The organism is Streptomyces sp. NPDC043746, from assembly GCF_056436485.1.
This window is the reverse complement of record NZ_JBWKCM010000016.1, coordinates 150,027-152,404: the sequence shown is the minus strand read 5'-3', so window position 1 is coordinate 152,404 and position 2,378 is coordinate 150,027. Positions and strand designations below refer to the sequence as shown.

2 protein-coding genes are annotated in these 2,378 nt (G+C 75.7%); both read left to right on the top strand.

What is annotated here, in order from left to right; all coding sequences use genetic code 11:
- Positions 1–2,010, top strand: a 2,010-nt coding sequence (gene malQ / locus AC0682_RS19180) for a 4-alpha-glucanotransferase (RefSeq protein ID WP_478534063.1), incomplete at its 5' end; no start/stop codon positions are given.
- 20 nt (positions 2,011–2,030) lie between these two features.
- A complete protein-coding gene (locus AC0682_RS19175) occupies positions 2,031–2,261 on the top strand; it encodes a hypothetical protein (protein WP_159030008.1) in 231 nt (76 codons plus the stop codon).
- The last annotated feature ends 117 nt before the right edge of the window (positions 2,262–2,378 follow it).

The following is a 2,378-nucleotide window of genomic DNA, read 5'->3' as shown; positions in this document are numbered from 1 at the left end:
TCCCCCCCCCCTCCCCCCTCTCTCTTCCTTCCCCCCTCGTTTTTTGTGTTGTTGCCCCCCCCCCCCCCCCCCCCCCCCCCCCCCCCCCCCCCCCCCCCCCCCCCCCCCCCCCCCCCCCCGGAGCCGGCGGCCGGGGGCCCGGGGGCCGGATCAGCCGCCGGAACCGGAACCGCCGGACCCGCGCGGGCGGCCGGACCGGAGACCGGAACCACCGCCCCCCGCGATCCCGCCGCCCCCGCCGGCTGGACCCGCCCCCCGTACGGGATCCACCGTCTCCACGTCCGCACGCCCGACCACCACGAAGCCACCGCCACCCTGGTCGTCGCCCCGGCCCGCCTCCCGCAGCCGCCCGAGCGCAGCCACGGCTTCCTGGTCCAGCTCTACTCCCTGCTCTCCGCCCGCTCCTGGGGCATGGGCGACCTCGGCGACCTGGCCGACCTCGCCGCCTGGGCCGGGCGCACCCTCGGCTCCGGGTTCGTCCAGGTCAACCCGTTGCACGCGGCGGTCCCCGGCCGCCCCACCGACCCCTCGCCGTACCGCCCCTCCTCGCGCCGCTTCCCCGACCCCGTCCACCTGCACGTCGAGTCCATCCCGGAGTACGGGCAGATCCACGACCGGGCCATCCTGGACGACCTCCGCCAGGACGCCGCCGCCCTCAGCGAGGCCGTCCTCAACAAGGGCGCCCTGATCGACCGGGACGCCGTCTGGGAGCTGAAGCGGCAGGCCCTGGAGCTGATCGCGGAGGTCCCGCTCACCCCCGGCCGCCGCGCCGCCTACTGCGACTTCCTGGCCGAGCAGGGCCAGGCTCTGGAGGACCACGCCCTGTGGTGCGCCCTCGCGGAGGAGCACGGGCCCGACTGGCACTCCTGGCCCGAACCCCTGCGCGACCCCCGCTCCCCGGCCACCGCCCGCGCCCGCGCCCGGCTGCTGGAGAGGGTGGACCTCCACTGCCGCCTCGCCTGGCTGACGGCCACCCAGCTCGCCGACGCCCAGCGGGCCGCCGAGGACGCCGGGATGGAGATCGGGATCGTCCACGACCTGGCCGTCGGCGTGCACCCGGCGGGCGCCGACACCTGGGCCCAACGGAACGCCTTCGCCCACGGCATGTCCGTCGGAGCGCCCCCGGACGCCTTCAACGCGCGCGGCCAGGACTGGGGGCTGCCGCCCTGGCGCCCCGACGCCCTCGCCGCCACCGGCTACGCCGCCTTCCGGGGCCTGCTGCGCGGCCTGCTGGCCCATGCGGGTGCCCTGCGCATCGACCACGTCATGGGCCTCTTCCGGCTCTGGTGGGTGCCCGAGGGGCGCCCGCCCACCGACGGCACCTACGTCACGTACGACGCCGAGGCGATGCTCGCCGTCCTCGTCCTGGAGGCCCACCGCGCGGGCGCGGTCGTCGTGGGGGAGGATCTCGGCACCGTCGAGCCCGGCGTCCGCGAGGCGCTCGCCCGGCGCGGGGTGCTCGGCACCTCCGTGCTCTGGTTCGAGCGCGACTGGGACGGCGACGGCCGCCCGCTGGCCCCCGAGGAGTGGCGGCGGGACTGCCTCGCCACCGCCACCACCCACGATCTGCCCTCCACCGCCGCCCGGCTGACCGGCGATCACGTGACGCTGCGCCACCGCCTCGGCCTGCTCACCCGCACCCTGGAGGAGGAGCTGACCGAGGACGTCACGGGCACCGCCGAATGGCTCGCCCTCCTCGCCCGGCTGCGGATGCTCCCCGAGGGCGACGGAGACGAGCCCGCCGCCGTCCGCGCGGTCCACCGCTTCCTGGCCGCCACCCCCGCCCGGATGATCGGCGTCTGGCTCCCCGACACCGTGGGCGACCGCCGCCCGCAGAACCTCCCCGGCACCTGGGACCAGTACCCCAACTGGCGGCTGCCGATCGCCGACCCGGAGGGCCACCCCGTCACTCTGGAGGAGATCACCGCCTCGCCCCGCCTGCACGCCCTGATGGGGGTCCTGCGCCCTCCGAGGCCCCGTACGGCACCCCCGGGCGAGCGCCCCGTCTAGCCGTTCGCTACGTTGGCACCGTGGACAAGAAGAACGCTAAGCGCGCCGGCGTCGTTGCGGCCGGGACGACGCTGATGATGATGCTCATGTCGGCCCCGGCACTCGCGCTCGTCCGGGACGACGGTGACGACCCGGGTCCGGGCCTCAGCGCGATGGAGACCATCGGCCTCTACGTCGTGGCGCCCATCGCGATCTTCCTGGCGATCACGGCCCTGGTTATGGTCCTGGACAAGTCCAAGAAGCAGGTCTGACCCGCAGACGTACACGAAGGGGGGGGCCAGGGGGAGCCCCCCGCGGAGCCCTCACCCTTCCCGAGCCCCCCCATGCCAACAGGTGAGGTTTGACCCTGGAAGAACGGGAAGTCCAAA